A 13,564-nucleotide genomic window follows, 5' to 3' on the forward strand; every position below is an offset into this window, starting at 1 on the left:
ATTTAGAATTATGGAACAATTTGTAGGTTACTTTACACAAAATGGCGGTGTTTTCTTCGCTAGTTTAGGTATTTTTATTGCAGTCGTATTTAGTGGGATTGGTTCAGCAGCCGGTGTACAAGCAGGTGGTTCAACTGCTGCAGCTTTACTTAAAGAAGAGCCAGATAAGTTTGCACAAGCATTGATTTTACAACTTTTACCAGGTTCACAAGGTTTATACGGATTCTTAATTGGATTCTTAACAGTATTACAATTAAATTCTGGTTTAACCGTTGAAAAAGGTTTAGGATACTTCTTTGCATCATTACCAGTAGGGATTGTAGGTTACTTCTCTGCGAAATACCAAAGTCAAGTGGTAGTATCTGCAATGCAAATTTTAGCAAAACGTCCTGAAGAAAATACTAAAGGGATTATTTTGGCAGCGATGGTTGAAACTTATGCCGTATTGGCATTCGTAGTATCATTAGTAATGTTCTTAAACGTATAGAGAGGACGAGTATATGAGCGACTTACAAAAATTACGTGAGTCCATCTTAGCTAAGGCGCACCAAGAAGGACAAGCGCAATTAGAAAAAGTAAAGCAAATTCATGAAATTGAATTTAATGAACAAGTGGAAAAACTAACACGTGAAAAAGAGTTGGCGCGTCAGCATTTGTTAGATAAAGAAGCACATAAATTGGTTCGTTTAGAGCAGCAAATGGCTAATCAAGGACGACAAGGTAACTTAATGAATCGTCAACATTTAATTGATACCCTATTTGAAGGGGCTGTTGAACAGATGACTTCTTGGTCAGGCGATACTTTACAGTCATTTTTATTGAAAATATTGAATCAATTCAAAGAACAACAAGTAACATTATTGTTTGGAGATAAAACAAAAGACCAATTGACGTCAGAACAAGTGGAATCATTGCAGTCAATGTATTCGAATGTGTCAGTTAGTGAAGAAGTGGTTGCGAATGCAGCAGGTTTTATCATTCGTGATGCACGTGTTGATTATAATTTTTTATTCAATCAATTGGTTGATTCTATCCGTTCTGAAATGAGTACACAATTAGTTCAACAAGTTTTTGAAAATCAAAATTAAGGGGGGATTTTATGACTACCCATGATTTTTCAAGTGTGAATACAACGATTAGTATTCGAGAGAAAGATTTTTTAACAACGGAAGAATGGCAACAATTATTAGATGCAAAAGATACGGCATCTGTTTCACTGCTATTACAAAATACACCGTATGAAATGTCAGCGGAGCAATTAGAAGATCCAGATGCGATTGAAACAGTTTTGATGACGGAATTACGGCGTACATATCGTTGGTTGTTTGAATTGTCACCACAGTCGGAAGTGATTGAACTATTTTCATCGATTTATACCTATCATAATTTGAAAGTATTGATGAAAATTCGTGCGACAGGACGAGATTTATCGACTTTATTGATTCCGATTGGTCGTTTTTCAATTGAGGCACTTGAGCATTTAGTAAATAATCTTGAGTCAGCTATTGTCTACCCAACACTTGTTGAAGAAGTGCGTCGAACATGGTCGGAATATGAAGCCTATCAGTTAACTGATGCGATTGATGTTGGTTTTGATGGTGCTTACTTTGCACATCTTCGTATGCTAGAAGAACGTATTTCCGATGAACGTGTTGCACCGATTATTAATGCACTCGTTGATTTTTACAATGTGATTGCGGTTAAGCGTGCAATGGAATTGGCAAAGGGTCGGAGCTTTATGCATACGATGATGACCAGTCGAGGTTCAGTTGAAAAACAAATTCTCATTGATTATATCGAGAATAATGAGCTTTCTAATTGGTTTGAGTGCCAAGATAATGTCTATTATGGTTCGGTCTTTCAAAAGGCAACAAAGGCGATGGATGAAGGCACAATGACTGCTAGTCAGTTAGAAAGATTGAAAGATGATTATTTACATCAATTTTTATATGAAAAACGTTTAGAATCAGACGGACCTTTAACTTTATTGCGATATTTAGTTGGAAAAGAAGCAGAAATTCGTAATTTACGTTTGGTTTTAACAGGGCGTGTCAATGGTTTGAAACGTGAACAGATGACGGAAAGGATGGGTGCGATTTATGGTGAAACAATATAGAGTTGCAGTAGTCGGTAATCGTGATGCTATCCTACCGTTTCGAATGATTGGATTCGATATTTTCCCTGTTACAAGTGGGGAAGCTGCAAAAGTGAAGTTAAGAGAATTAGCCAAAGAGGATTATGGAATTATTTATTTGACTGAAGATTTTGCACAAGAAATTCCTGAAATCATTCAATTTTATGATACCGTTGTAACTCCTGCTGTCATTTTAATTCCGACTCATCGTGGGCAATTAGGAATCGGCAAACAACGCATTCAAGATAATGTGGAAAAAGCAGTCGGTATGAATATTTTATAGAAGGAATAAGGAGGAACGAGATTGAGTCAAGGTAAAATTATTAAAGTATCTGGACCATTAGTGGTTGCATCTGGAATGCAAGAAGCAAATATTCAAGATATTTGCCGTGTAGGACATTTAGGTCTTATCGGTGAAATCATTGAAATGCGTCAAGATAAAGCCTCCATTCAAGTTTATGAAGAAACATCCGGTCTAGCACCAGGAGAGCCAGTTGTGACAACTGGTGAGCCCTTATCAGTTGAATTAGGGCCTGGTATTATGTCCCAAATGTTTGATGGGATTCAAAGACCGTTAGATACTTTTATGGAAGCAACACAAAGCGACTATTTAATTCGTGGAGTTGAAGTGCCTGTATTAAATCGTACGAAAAAATGGAACTTCACACCTAAGAAAGCAGTAGGTGATACTGTACAAGCTGGTGACGTAATCGGTGTGGTACAAGAAACAAAATCAGTGGAACATCGTATTATGGTGCCATATGGGTATGAAGGGACACTTACAGCTGTTCATGAGGGCGAGTTTACAGTTGAAGAAACTGTCTATGAGTTGAGTTTGTCTAATGGTGGCGAGTACAAAGGAACAATGATTCAACGTTGGCCAGTACGTCGTGGTCGTCCATTTGCACAAAAATTAAGCCCTGTTGAACCGATGATGACAGGACAACGTGTTATCGATACATTTTTCCCTGTAACCAAAGGGGGAGCAGCAGCTGTACCGGGGCCATTCGGTGCGGGTAAAACGGTAGTGCAACATCAAGTAGCCAAATTTGCGAACGTGGACATTGTGGTATATGTTGGTTGTGGTGAACGTGGTAATGAGATGACGGACGTATTGAATGAATTTCCGGAATTAATTGACCCAGCAACTGGTGAATCGATTATGAATCGTACGATTTTGATTGCAAATACGTCTAATATGCCGGTAGCAGCACGTGAAGCGTCAATTTATACTGGAATTACGATTGCTGAGTATTTTCGTGATATGGGATATTCAGTAGCGATTATGGCGGATTCAACTTCTCGTTGGGCAGAAGCATTGCGTGAAATGTCAGGACGTTTAGAAGAGATGCCAGGTGACGAAGGGTATCCAGCTTATTTAGGTTCTCGTATTGCGGAATATTATGAACGTGCAGGACGTGTGCGTGTATTAGGTAGTCAAGGTTTAGAGGGGACGATTACTGCAATTGGTGCGGTATCACCACCCGGTGGGGATACTTCTGAACCAGTAACGCAAAATACATTGCGTATTGTTAAAGTGTATTGGGGATTAGATGCGACATTAGCTCGTAAACGTCATTTCCCGTCAATTAACTGGTTAAGCTCTTATTCATTATACCAAGATGAAGTTGGTTCATATATTGAAGAACATTTTGGTGTTGAGTGGGCACGTAAAGTAACAAAAGCGATGAACTTATTGCAAAAAGAATCTGAGTTAGAAGAAATTGTACGTTTAGTCGGTATTGAGTCATTATCAGAACGTGACCGTATTACGATGAATACAGCTAAAATGATTCGTGAAGATTACTTGCAACAAAATGCGTTTGATGATGTCGATACTTACACGTCATTTGCAAAACAAGAAACGATGTTATCAAATATTTTAGCGTTTGATGAAGCGTCACATGAAGCATTGAATTTAGGTGCGTACTTTACAGATATTATGTCTGGTACAGTTGAGTTACGTGACCGTATTGCACGTAGTAAATTCATTTCAGAAGAGCGATTAGATGACATCAAAGCCTTAAAAGAAGCAATTGATAGCACAATGCGTGAGATTTTAGCAAGCGGAGGTGAGGCATAATGGCAGTTATTAAAGAGTATCGTTCAGTAGAAGAAGTCGTTGGCCCACTGATGATTGTTGAGGGTGTTGAGGGCGTAAAATATAATGAACTTGTTGAAATTGAAACTCAGACTGGTGAAGTGCGTCGTGGACAAGTGTTAGAAGTACAAGAAAGTCGTGCTGTTGTGCAGTTGTTTGAAAGTTCTTCAGGTATTAACTTGGCGAAAACAAAAGTTCGTTTTAGTGGTAAGCCATTACACTTGCCAGTATCAGAAGATATGATTGGCCGTATTTTCAATGGAATGGGTGAGCCAATTGATAATGGCCCAGCGATTATTCCTGAAAAATCATTGGATATCGACGGACAAGCGATTAACCCAGTTGCCAGAGATTATCCAGATGAATTTATTCAAACAGGTATTTCGGCTATCGATCATTTGAACACCTTAGTACGTGGTCAAAAATTACCAGTATTCTCTGGTTCAGGTCTGCCGCATAAAGAATTGGCAGCACAAATTGCTCGTCAAGCAACGGTATTAAATACAGATGATAATTTTGCTGTAGTTTTTGCAGCAATGGGGATTACATTTGAAGAGTCTGAATTCTTTATGAATAGTTTGCGTGAAACAGGTGCGATTGACCGTTCGGTGTTGTTCATCAACTTGGCTAATGACCCAGCGATTGAACGGATTGCGACACCTAAAATTGCCTTAACAACGGCTGAATATTTAGCTTATGAAAAAGGTATGCACGTATTAGTTATTATGACGGATATGACAAACTATTGTGAGGCATTACGTGAAGTATCAGCAGCACGTCGTGAAGTACCCGGACGTCGTGGGTATCCAGGATATCTATATACGAACTTATCAACCTTATACGAACGTGCAGGACGTTTAGTTGGAAAACCGGGTTCGGTAACGCAAATTCCAATTTTAACGATGCCGGAAGATGATATTACGCACCCAATTCCTGACTTAACCGGATATATTACAGAGGGGCAAATCATTTTATCACGTGAATTAGATAAGAGTGGTTATAAACCCCCAATCAATGTCTTGCCGTCCTTATCTCGTCTAAAAGATAAAGGTTCAGGTGAAGGTAAAACACGTAAAGATCATGCTCCGACAATGAACCAATTATTTGCTGCTTATGCCGAAGGTAAGCAAGCAAAAGAATTGTCAGCTATCTTAGGAGAATCTGCTCTATCGGATACGGATAAATTGTATGTTGAATTTACTACTCGTTTTGAAGAAGAGTATATTAACCAAGGATTTGATAACAACCGTTCGATTTATGAAACATTAGATTTAGGTTGGGAATTGTTGTCTATTTTACCTCGTACGGAATTAAAACGTATTAAAGATGAGATGATTGATGAATATTTACCTAATAAGGGGGAATAATTCATGGCACGTTTAAATGTCAATCCAACGCGAATGGAGTTAAGCAATTTAAAAGATCGCTTAAAAACTGCGACGAGAGGACATAAATTATTGAAGGATAAACAGGACGAGTTAATGCGTCAGTTTATTATGCGAATTAAAGAAAATAATGAGTTGCGACAAAAAGTCGAAGCGAAATTAACGAATGCCATGCAAGACTTTGTATTGGCGAAGTCACTCAAAAGTGATCAAATGGTGCAAGAGATGTTAGCTATTCCGTCTAAGGAAGTTACTTTGCACATGCGATTAGAGTCTATTATGAGTGTAAAAGTGCCACGTATTCATTCGGATATTAAGGAAAATACGATTGATAGTGAATTTGCGTATAGTTTCATTTCTTCTAATGCTGAAATGGATCAAGCGATTGAGTCAGTAGAAGCTAGTTTGGAAGAGTTACTGAAATTGGCTGAAATTGAGAAAAGCTGTCAATTAATGGCAGATGAAATCGAAAAAACACGTCGTCGTGTTAATGCGTTAGAATTTAGAACGATTCCTCAATTAGAAGAAACGATTTATTTTATCGAAATGAAACTTGAAGAAGCAGAACGTGCTCAAGTAACACGAATGATGAAAATTAAAGATATGGGGCAATAAGTATTAGTGTGAGCGAGGGTGACTTGGTTTAACTAATTGGAGTAGCCTAAGTGAGCGAAACTCAAAAGAGCCGATAGGGCGAGGTCAGTGATGAAATAAAATTATGCCGATAATTCCATTATGGGACTGTAAAAATAGGTGTGATAAAACCGAAAAATATGTTATACTATCAGTGGATCACACGAGTAACACTCCCTATGTTGACGGTGTGTGATCGGGTAGGTAAAACTACCACTTTTTGCATCAGATTGCATTCTAAAGAAGCATCCACTCCCTAAGTTATGCTTCATTCTCCCTATATTAATATAAGATTCATTTAATATGTTTGCATCTGATGAAAAACACCACAATCGCGATGTGGTGTTTTTATTTTTTAGTATAGGACAAGCAAAAACCACCCGTCATATCAAATGGGTGGTTTTTAAGTATTATTCTTCGCTCAAATTATTATTGTCTTCATCAACAATAACAAGACGTGTCCGTTTGCGATTATTAGTGCGAACGCTGTAAACAATGGTACGAATCGCACGTGCCACACGACCTTTTTTACCGATGACACGGCCAATATCTTCTTTATTTAAATGTAAATGGTATTCGTAAAATTCATCTGTATCGACTTCTTCAATACGCATATCTTCAGGAAATTCGATTAAAGGTTCGACAATTGTATTGATTAATTGTTTAATATTTGCCATGTAAGTACATCCTTTTTCTTTTAATCATTTTACCCCATTATCTTAGCAGATAAATGTTAAATGGTCAAATTTGTCTGATTTTATAATGCAACAAATCAATGTTTGAACACAGTCTTTGATACATAGAAGATGATAAAAGTAATGAAACTGACGACAGCCACCATACCGGACATCGACACATTGAAATAGAGTGCTAAATAGTATCCCCCAATGGCATTGATAGTTGAAACTAGCATCCCTATCATTAGTAATTGCATGAAACTTTTAGCATATAGTTGAGCGACTAATGCAGGTGCCACTATCATGGCAATCACTAGAATCGCTCCAACACTTTGAAAAGCGACCACACTGGTTAGTGATACAAGTGTCATTAAAGCGAAATCCAATGCCGAAACCGGAATACCAATCGCACGAGCGTAAGTTTCATCGAATAATCGAATGATGAGTGGGCGATAGGTAAGGGATAAAAATAGGAATAAAATTACCAATACAAAAATATTTTGCACAAATGCTTTCGGTAAATCCATGCCTAAAAAGGTCATTCGGTTAAGTGGGGCAAAAACTACTTGTCCTAGTAAGACCATATCAATATCCAAATGCACATTTGCTAGATATTTGGATATTAAGATGACAGCCGTTGAGAAAAAGGCTGAAAAGATTAAACCGATAGCAGCATCTTGTTGGATAGCAGTATTTTTCACGACAGTTTCAATGGCAAAAACAGTGATGACACCAAAAATAGTTGCTCCGACAATGAGCCAAGGTGAATCTAAATCTTGCACAATGAAAAAGGCAATGACAATTCCGAGTAAAATAGTATGCGAAATAGCGTCAGCAATCATGACCGATTGCTTTTGCACTAGTAGATTACCAACAATGCTACATGCAATTCCGACGACAATTAAAATCCATAGTGATTCAATCATTTTATCCACCCCTTACTTTTAATAATACCGTTTGGTGCAATAAAGATTGAAATAGCTGATAAAATAAATAAGCATAAAACAACGGTTGGGCCAGTTGCTAATTTTGAGATCGTTGTACTTAACCATGTTCCAACTAAAGCAGAAAATAGACCTGAACCGGCTGCGATCCAAAGCATTTTTTTATATTCACGAGTCCATTGCATTGCGATAATCGTTGGTGTAATGAGTAAACTACTAATTAAGAGTGCACCTACTGCTTTAAGCCCTACGCTGATGATGAGCAGTGCTAATAATAAATTCAATAAACTGATGTTTCGTGGTGAAATCCCAATTGACGCTGCGAATGCTTTGTCGAATAGCACTAATTTAATTTTCGGATAAAAAATGTAAAAAATTCCGAGCGAAATAACTGTACACACAGCGATTAATATCACGTCATCGACCGTCAAATAAGAGGCTTGTCCCATAATATAACTTTGTAAACCAGCTTGTGACGAGTTTAAATAGTTATCATTTCCTTGAATGTAACTCATCAGTACCATACCGAGCCCAAATAAAGACGAAAGTACTAGTGCTAATAAACTATCATAGTGAAAGGCTTCGAATTTGCTGAGCCAATGTACGAGTAAAAGTGCCACTAAACCAGCACCGATTGCCCCAAGTAATAAAAAGAATGGCGAACGATGTTGAATAATCATAAAAGCAATAATAATTCCTGGGTAAGAGGAATGCCCAATCGCATCGCCTAACTGACTTTGACGTTCTAGTACAAGCGAACTGCCGATAACACTAGCTGCCACACTTAAACATCCTAATCCAAGTGCTACGACAAGAAAAATATAGTGATTAGACCATAGATTTGTCATCGGAACTCCCCCAGTCTGTTTTTGTAGTACCAGTATAGGCTAAATTAATATTTTCTTGCGTCATGACTTCATGAATTGGGCCAGCTGCAATAATGGTTCGATTGAGTAGTACAACATAGTCAAAGTAGTCATCAACGGTTTCTAATTGATGATGAACAGTAATGCTCGAACGTTTTTCTTTTTTTAATTCAGCGAGTTGATCCATAATTAAGGCTTCGCTTGTTTTATCGACACCAGCTAATGGCTCGTCTAAGAAATAGGCTTGAGCATTTTGAGCAATGGCACGAGCTAAGAACACTCGTTGTTTTTGCCCACCGGATAGTTGATTAATTTGACGATTTTGTAAATCGGTTAATGCCATTTTTTCGATAGCAGCTAATGCTTGTTCTTTTTGCTCAGGACGTATCCGTTGAAAGCCAAACCGTTGACTAGTAATCCCCATTTGGACCACATCAAGTACAGTAGTAGGGAAGTACCAATTTACATTTGCTCGTTGCGGAACATAGGCGATTTGATTGCGTACTTCACGGATTGGACGCTCTAATACTGTCAGCTCATCAGCTTGATAGGGGATAAGATTTAATGCTGCTTGCATTAAGGTTGATTTTCCAGCACCATTAGGGCCGATAATGGCAATTCGTTTTCCTGTTGGGAGAACTAAGTTAACATCATATAGGGCTTGAGCTTGTTGGTAACTCACAGCTAAATTTTTAATGGTTAATAAGTGTGTCATAACACTGCCTTCCTTCATTGCTTAATAATTAAATAATATGTGGGAGAAATCCTACATGCGAAAATTTTTTTGAGAATATTATACTTTATTATCGCTTAAAATAACGAAAGAGTAAACTAATATCACCGTTTTAGGAGGACTTTTCAGTCAAATGATGTATTAGTTTACTTCTTTGTGCAATGTATGAAGTGAGTGTTCAAATCATACATTAATATGAAGACGAAATATGTGAATCGTCTGGTTGATGTAAGCCGCCTTATTATTGGGCTTGTGAAAGGTATTTAACAATAACGTTGATATTATGTTGATACATTGAAATGTATGTATCACCATTTTGTCCAGCAGGAGCGAGTGAGTCAGAGAATAGTGCTTCATCTTCACCGTTTACTACTGCTACATTACCGCCTTTTGCTTTAACGGCTTCTTGTAATTTTTTCATACGTTCAGGGTTAGTTGTTGATTCAACGAAAATCGCTGGTATTTTGTGTTCAATGATAAAATCAACCGTTTCTCCGATTTGTTGATTGGAAACTTCAGAGTTTGTGCTGACACCTTGAGGAGCATAAACTGTGAAACTATAACTGCGAGCAAAGTAATTGAATGCATCGTGTGGGGTAACAAGATAATGTTGGTCTTCTGATAAAGTGCCTAATTCTTTTTTAATCCACTCATCTAATTCATCTAATTTTGCTAAATAAGCAGTTGTATTTTTAGCGATTTGGTCTTTTAAGTCAGGATATTTTTCTTGTAAAACATCGCTGGCTGTTTGAGTTGCTTGTTTGTATAAGTTTACATCAAACCAGAAGTGAGGGTCGACAACAGAAGTATTATCTTCTTCCATTTGGTTGATAGAATCTTTATCAAAATCTTTTGTGACAGCTTGACCATATTTTTCTAAGATTTCAACCATTTTTCCTTCGAAATGTAAACCATGATACAATACAAGGTCTGCTTTTGAAATTTTTTGAACATCTTGTGCTTTCGGTTGGTATAGATGTGGGTCGCTACCTGCTGGCATAAGTGTTTCGATATTTACGGCATCTCCGGCTAATTCATGCACCATATCAGCTAAAAAGGTTGTAGTAACTGTTACAGTGGGCTTTTCTGTTGCAAATCCTGTGGCAAAGGGGATAATCGACAAGGCACAAAGTAGTGTGGCGATTATTTTAAACGACTTTTTAAACATAAACATTCTCCTTTTTAGGTTAACCTAAATTTATTTGATGAATTAAGTATACAATAGCCGAAACAAAAAATCAATAGGTTAGCCTAAAAAAATTAGGTGCACTTAAAAATTGTGTATTATCTTATAAAATGGTATGATATTACAAGAATTAGTACAATATCATCTGGAGACAGAAAGAAGGCGAATACACACGATGTCACAAAGCAGAGAGGATTATATTAAATATATTTTTGAGCAAGGTTCAGATGGCTTAGTGTCAAATAAATCTATCTCTCAAGGGCTACGAGTATCTGCTCCGTCTGTTTCTGAAATGATAGGTAAGTTATCGGAAGAGGGCTTAGTTTCTTATGAACGGTATCAAGGTGCCAAGTTGACCGAATCTGGTAAGAAAATGGCGATTGATTTAATTCGTAAGCATGAAATTTGGGAATATTTTCTAGAGCGTGAATTGGGGTATAATAAAGATGAAGTGCATGAACTAGCAGAAGTATTGGAACATGCGACTTCTACAGAGTTAGCTAATCGTTTAGCGCAATATATTCATTATCCGGAATAGGTGAATGTATGACGATTAATTCTTTTGTTCGCATGAATCAATTATTTAGTTTTTATCAGTCTTTATTGACGGTAAAGCAACAAGAAATGTTATCGTTATATTATGAAGAAGATTATTCTCTAGCAGAAATATCGGAACATTATCAAATTAGTCGACAAGCAGTTCATGATACAATTAAACGCAGTGAAAAAGCACTGGAGCAATATGAAGAAAACTTACATTTGTTAGAGCGACGTTTGCAACGAGAAAAATGGTTAGATACATTAGAAGACCAAGCTGATAATAAAGAGGCGGTATTAGCCATTGTGCAAAAATTGCGAGCTTATGATGAATAAATGAAATAAAGTGTGAAAGGATGTATAAATTTAATGGCATTTGAAGGATTATCTGAACGTTTGCAGTCTGCTATTAGCCAAGTAGGTGCAGGTGGAAAAATTACTGAAGCAGATTTAAAACAGATGATGCGTGAGATACGTTTAGCTTTATTAGAAGCAGACGTTAACTTTCAAGTAGTTAAAACATTTGTAAAAAAAGTAAATGAGCGTGCACTAGGTTCTGATGTGTTAGAATCATTGTCGCCGGCACAACAAGTATTGAAAATTGTTGATGAAGAATTAACAGCCTTAATGGGTGGCGAATTAGTTGAATTGAATTTTTCTCCAGCACCACCAACAATCATTATGATGGCAGGTTTGCAAGGGGCTGGTAAAACAACTACTGTTGGGAAATTAGCTAAATATGTTGTTGAAAAAGGAAAAAAACGCCCATTATTAGTAGCGGGTGACGTGTATCGTCCAGCTGCGATTGACCAATTAAAAACAATTGGAGCACAATTAGGTTTTGATGTGTTTAGTTATGGAACACAGGCGAATCCAGTTGACATCGCACGTGATGCAGTAGCACAAGCTAAATTGCAAGGTAATGATGTAGTGATTATCGATACGGCTGGTCGTTTACATGTTAATGAAGAATTAATGGAAGAATTGCGTCAAATTAAGGCGACAGTTCAACCGCATGAGATATTATTAACAGTCGATGCGATGACTGGTCAAGATGCCGTAAATGTAGCCCAAGCGTTTAATGAAGCCTTAGATATTACAGGGGTTGTCATTACTAAGTTAGACGGGGATACTCGTGGTGGTGCTGCACTGTCAATTCGTTCAATCACCGATAAACCGATTAAATTTACAGGGCAAGGTGAGCAACTTGATGCGTTAGAACCATTCTATCCAGAACGGATGTCCAGCCGTATTCTCGGTATGGGGGATATGATGACCTTAATCGAGAAAGCTCAAAAAGATTTCGATGAAGCAAAAGCCAAAGAAATGGCTGATAAGCTGAAAGATGCGTCATTTGACTTTAATGATTTTATCGAACAAATGGATCAAGTGACGAAAATGGGGCCGATTAAAGACCTACTTAAATTGATTCCAGGTGTGTCTAAGATTCCAGGTTTAGATGAGCTAAATGTTGATGATAAAGATATGGGACGTGTTAAGGCGATTGTTTACTCTATGACTCCAGAGGAACGTAGTAATCCTGATATTATCTCGCAAAGTCGTCGTAAACGGATTGCTGCTGGTTGTGGACAATCATTAGCTGATGTTAACCGTATGATTAAGCAATTTAATCAAACACGTCAAATGATGAGTCAAATGTCGAATGGTAAAATGGGCGGCATGAAAAAAATGATGAATCAAATGCAACAAATGCAAGGTGGTATGCCAGGTATGGGTGGTGGAATGCCGAATTTATCAGATCGTGCTTTTATGACACCAGAGCAATTACAAAGAGAAAATGAACAGAAAAAAATACAAAGACTATTGAAAAAGAAAAAAAGAAAATAGTGTTTTGAGATAGAATATAAAAAGCGTCATGAAAAGCAATTTATGCGTATCATGACGTTTTGTTGTGTTGAATTATTATTTAATAAAAGAAAGGACTAGATAAAAAATCAGCCCGATAATCATCATGATAGGGTAACGGTACAGCTTGAATTGCTCGCTTTTATATTTGCGGACGGCTTTTATGGCAAGAATCCCTTGTATGCCACTGATTCCAATGCCGATAATCATACAGGTGAAAGCAGAGATGCTCAATATTGAAAACCATGGATTGGGTGCAGAAACATCAAAGAAAAAGATGACTGCAAAAAATAGGAAACTTATTGCTAATAATAAAAGTGAATATTGATTTAGATGTTTTAATTTTCGTAAAGCTTGTTGTTCGTCTGACATGGTAACGCCCCCCTATTTGTTTTATCTTTAGCTTTATTATAGGCTTTATTTTTGGAACACGCTATCTTAAATAGCTAATGAGAAAAGTGACTTTCTTGTATATTTCAATAAGAAATTGTGATATTCTATA

At 37.2% G+C, this 13,564-nt stretch carries 16 protein-coding genes; 10 read left to right on the forward strand and 6 right to left on the reverse strand.

The window, feature by feature from the left end; genetic code table 11:
- The first annotated feature begins 10 nt into the window (after positions 1 to 10).
- Genes JDW14_01210 through JDW14_01240 form a run of 7 tightly spaced genes read left to right on the forward strand, consistent with a single transcriptional unit; the run spans position 11 to position 6,235 of the window.
- On the forward strand, positions 11 to 487 hold the full coding sequence (locus JDW14_01210; protein ID QQD65769.1) for a V-type ATP synthase subunit K: 477 nt from the start codon (positions 11 to 13) through the stop codon (positions 485 to 487).
- A gap of 13 nt (positions 488 to 500) precedes the next feature.
- Positions 501 to 1,088, forward strand: a complete 588-nt coding sequence (locus JDW14_01215) for a hypothetical protein (GenBank protein ID QQD65770.1) — start codon at positions 501 to 503, stop codon at positions 1,086 to 1,088.
- An 11-nt stretch (positions 1,089 to 1,099) separates the two neighbouring features.
- On the forward strand, positions 1,100 to 2,116 hold the full coding sequence (locus tag JDW14_01220) for a V-type ATPase subunit (GenBank protein QQD65771.1): 1,017 nt from the start codon (positions 1,100 to 1,102) through the stop codon (positions 2,114 to 2,116).
- A complete protein-coding gene (locus tag JDW14_01225; protein ID QQD65772.1) occupies positions 2,100 to 2,417 on the forward strand; it encodes a V-type ATP synthase subunit F in 318 nt (105 codons plus the stop codon). Before JDW14_01220 ends, JDW14_01225 begins: the two co-directional genes overlap by 17 nt.
- Positions 2,418 to 2,438: 21 nt before the next feature.
- Positions 2,439 to 4,217, forward strand: a complete 1,779-nt coding sequence (locus JDW14_01230) for a V-type ATP synthase subunit A (GenBank protein QQD65773.1) — start codon at positions 2,439 to 2,441, stop codon at positions 4,215 to 4,217.
- Entirely contained in the window at positions 4,217 to 5,602 is a 1,386-nt protein-coding gene (locus tag JDW14_01235; GenBank protein QQD65774.1) for a V-type ATP synthase subunit B, read from the forward strand. Before JDW14_01230 ends, JDW14_01235 begins: the two co-directional genes overlap by 1 nt.
- 3 nt (positions 5,603 to 5,605) lie before the next feature.
- Positions 5,606 to 6,235, forward strand: a complete 630-nt coding sequence (locus JDW14_01240) for a V-type ATP synthase subunit D (protein ID QQD65775.1) — start codon at positions 5,606 to 5,608, stop codon at positions 6,233 to 6,235.
- 428 nt (positions 6,236 to 6,663) lie between these two features.
- Here JDW14_01240 and JDW14_01245 read toward each other — a convergent pair whose 3' ends face one another.
- From JDW14_01245 to JDW14_01265, 5 genes are all read right to left on the reverse strand, one after another.
- Complete coding sequence (locus tag JDW14_01245; protein ID QQD65776.1) at positions 6,664 to 6,930, reverse strand: KH domain-containing protein; 267 nt, start codon at positions 6,928 to 6,930, stop codon at positions 6,664 to 6,666.
- A gap of 95 nt (positions 6,931 to 7,025) precedes the next feature.
- Positions 7,026 to 7,856 carry a metal ABC transporter permease gene (locus tag JDW14_01250; protein QQD65777.1) on the reverse strand — a complete coding sequence of 277 codons (831 nt, stop codon included), beginning with the start codon at positions 7,854 to 7,856 and terminating at the stop codon, positions 7,026 to 7,028.
- Complete coding sequence (locus tag JDW14_01255) at positions 7,853 to 8,722, reverse strand: metal ABC transporter permease (protein QQD65778.1); 870 nt, start codon at positions 8,720 to 8,722, stop codon at positions 7,853 to 7,855. The genes JDW14_01250 and JDW14_01255 overlap by 4 nt, the downstream gene beginning before the upstream one ends.
- Positions 8,703 to 9,455, reverse strand: coding sequence for an ABC transporter ATP-binding protein (locus JDW14_01260; protein QQD65779.1), 753 nt, complete (start codon positions 9,453 to 9,455; stop codon positions 8,703 to 8,705). The genes JDW14_01255 and JDW14_01260 overlap by 20 nt, the downstream gene beginning before the upstream one ends.
- Before the next feature lie 259 nt (positions 9,456 to 9,714).
- A complete protein-coding gene (locus tag JDW14_01265; GenBank protein ID QQD65780.1) occupies positions 9,715 to 10,641 on the reverse strand; it encodes a zinc ABC transporter substrate-binding protein in 927 nt (308 codons plus the stop codon).
- 193 nt (positions 10,642 to 10,834) lie between these two features.
- On the opposite strand from JDW14_01265, the gene JDW14_01270 reads away from it, so the two are divergent.
- Genes JDW14_01270 through ffh form a run of 3 tightly spaced genes read left to right on the forward strand, consistent with a single transcriptional unit; the run spans position 10,835 to position 13,044 of the window.
- Positions 10,835 to 11,197, forward strand: a complete 363-nt coding sequence (locus JDW14_01270; protein QQD65781.1) for a metal-dependent transcriptional regulator — start codon at positions 10,835 to 10,837, stop codon at positions 11,195 to 11,197.
- A gap of 8 nt (positions 11,198 to 11,205) precedes the next feature.
- On the forward strand, positions 11,206 to 11,532 hold the full coding sequence (locus JDW14_01275) for a YlxM family DNA-binding protein (GenBank protein ID QQD65782.1): 327 nt from the start codon (positions 11,206 to 11,208) through the stop codon (positions 11,530 to 11,532).
- A gap of 33 nt (positions 11,533 to 11,565) precedes the next feature.
- Complete coding sequence (gene ffh, locus JDW14_01280) at positions 11,566 to 13,044, forward strand: signal recognition particle protein (GenBank protein ID QQD65783.1); 1,479 nt, start codon at positions 11,566 to 11,568, stop codon at positions 13,042 to 13,044.
- 75 nt (positions 13,045 to 13,119) lie between these two features.
- Here ffh and JDW14_01285 read toward each other — a convergent pair whose 3' ends face one another.
- Positions 13,120 to 13,434 (reverse strand): hypothetical protein, encoded by a 315-nt coding sequence (locus JDW14_01285; GenBank protein QQD65784.1) that lies wholly within the window; start codon positions 13,432 to 13,434, stop codon positions 13,120 to 13,122.
- Positions 13,435 to 13,564 lie beyond the last annotated feature (130 nt).

It is taken from the genome of Aerococcaceae bacterium zg-252 (genome assembly GCA_016237705.1).
In the GTDB taxonomy this organism is placed as follows: Bacteria; Bacillota; Bacilli; order Lactobacillales; family Aerococcaceae; genus Globicatella; species Globicatella yangjingiae.

Coding starts and splice junctions, on each gene's coding strand:
- JDW14_01210 (QQD65769.1), top strand. CDS start 11: ATGGAACAATTTGTAGGTTACTTTACACAAAATGGCGGTGTTTTCTTC.
- JDW14_01215 (QQD65770.1), top strand. CDS start 501: ATGAGCGACTTACAAAAATTACGTGAGTCCATCTTAGCTAAGGCGCAC.
- JDW14_01220 (QQD65771.1), top strand. CDS start 1,100: ATGACTACCCATGATTTTTCAAGTGTGAATACAACGATTAGTATTCGA.
- JDW14_01225 (QQD65772.1), top strand. CDS start 2,100: ATGGTGAAACAATATAGAGTTGCAGTAGTCGGTAATCGTGATGCTATC.
- JDW14_01235 (QQD65774.1), top strand. CDS start 4,217: ATGGCAGTTATTAAAGAGTATCGTTCAGTAGAAGAAGTCGTTGGCCCA.
- JDW14_01240 (QQD65775.1), top strand. CDS start 5,606: ATGGCACGTTTAAATGTCAATCCAACGCGAATGGAGTTAAGCAATTTA.
- JDW14_01245 (QQD65776.1), bottom strand. CDS start 6,930: ATGGCAAATATTAAACAATTAATCAATACAATTGTCGAACCTTTAATC.
- JDW14_01250 (QQD65777.1), bottom strand. CDS start 7,856: ATGATTGAATCACTATGGATTTTAATTGTCGTCGGAATTGCATGTAGC.
- JDW14_01255 (QQD65778.1), bottom strand. CDS start 8,722: ATGACAAATCTATGGTCTAATCACTATATTTTTCTTGTCGTAGCACTT.
- JDW14_01260 (QQD65779.1), bottom strand. CDS start 9,455: ATGACACACTTATTAACCATTAAAAATTTAGCTGTGAGTTACCAACAA.
- JDW14_01265 (QQD65780.1), bottom strand. CDS start 10,641: ATGTTTAAAAAGTCGTTTAAAATAATCGCCACACTACTTTGTGCCTTG.
- JDW14_01270 (QQD65781.1), top strand. CDS start 10,835: ATGTCACAAAGCAGAGAGGATTATATTAAATATATTTTTGAGCAAGGT.
- JDW14_01275 (QQD65782.1), top strand. CDS start 11,206: ATGACGATTAATTCTTTTGTTCGCATGAATCAATTATTTAGTTTTTAT.
- ffh (QQD65783.1), top strand. CDS start 11,566: ATGGCATTTGAAGGATTATCTGAACGTTTGCAGTCTGCTATTAGCCAA.
- JDW14_01285 (QQD65784.1), bottom strand. CDS start 13,434: ATGTCAGACGAACAACAAGCTTTACGAAAATTAAAACATCTAAATCAA.